The 1,129-nt window shown below is 36.3% G+C and carries 2 protein-coding genes; both read right to left on the bottom strand.

Annotated elements, in window-relative coordinates:
* Window positions 1–53: 53 nt before the first annotated feature.
* The gene (locus tag IV54_RS09595; RefSeq protein WP_083488573.1) at window positions 54–545 is read right to left on the bottom strand and encodes a DUF1836 domain-containing protein; all 492 of its coding nucleotides are present in this window, start codon (window positions 543–545) and stop codon (window positions 54–56) included.
* 27 nt (window positions 546–572) lie between these two features.
* The gene (locus tag IV54_RS09600) at window positions 573–1,064 is read right to left on the bottom strand and encodes a DegV family protein (protein ID WP_272947295.1); all 492 of its coding nucleotides are present in this window, start codon (window positions 1,062–1,064) and stop codon (window positions 573–575) included.
* Window positions 1,065–1,129 lie beyond the last annotated feature (65 nt).

Genomic DNA, 1,129 nt, shown 5'->3' on the forward strand with positions numbered 1-1,129 from the left:
CATAAATGAAACCCCCAAAATTGGATTTTTCTGTCCAACCTTGGGGGTTCACTTTATAGATCCTGATTTTTCTGAATAAGACGTCTTGCTAAAAACCAAAACAAAACCGATTGAATCGCACTATACTGTATAAGCATAGTAGATGTGGGTTCTAAACTAATATTGGCTACAGGGGGCATTTTTATTGTTTCTTGAGAACTCTGGTTATTAAATATTTTTACAAAGTTATCATAGCCTTCTGCAGGTGAAGTATCCGCAAGAATTAGTCGCAATCCTTGCTCTATTTCTGATAGTGAGAATACATTTTTACATACACCGACCACAATTGCTCCTGCCAAATGTTTTCGTGCATATCTCTTCTTGATTGGAGCCTCAATAATCCCTGCTTTAAAATAATTATGCATCATTGTCTTGGTAATTTTTTCCTCAATCATGGGTTCAACAAAAGAATTGGTGATGTCTAATAATTGATCCAAATGTAAATTGAAGCTTGGTAATTCGCTCCATAACGGTAATCTCGGGAAATTATTTTTAGCGAAAGGCAACTTAGTCATCCTCCTTGCACAGAAATATTAATAAATCTGAACTGCAATTCCAATTAGCCCTGGGCCTGTGTGTACACATAATGCTGGGGAAACATCACCAGTATAAATGGTATGTTTTGGAAAGCTATTTCTAAGTTCGGTTAGTACATGACTTGAAATCGCTTTGTCATTGCCCTGAACGACTGCAAGCCTAAAACTTTCGTTTGTTGAAGCATCTTCGATAGCCAGCTTTAATAACCTTGAAATTGCTTTCTTTTCAGAACGAGCTTTTGCTACTGGGTAATATATGCCATCTGAGTCGCACGATATGACTGGTTTAATATTTAAAACTGATCCCACCATCCCAGCCACTTTGCCAATCCTACCGCCAATTCTAAGATATTTTAATGTTGCAATATAAAAATAGACTTTACTTTTTAGCACGGACTGTTGAACTCGCTTAGTGATTTCTTGGTAATCATAATTAGCATTAATTAAGTCTTCTGCGTATGCTGCAATCAATCCACTACCAATACCAATACTTTTTGAACTTGAATTTACACTTTAAGTGCAACACTAATTAAATAAAGAATGGCCCATGGCCA

The sequence above is a fragment of the Levilactobacillus paucivorans genome (assembly GCF_001437125.1).
Classification (GTDB): Bacteria; Bacillota; Bacilli; order Lactobacillales; family Lactobacillaceae; genus Levilactobacillus; species Levilactobacillus paucivorans.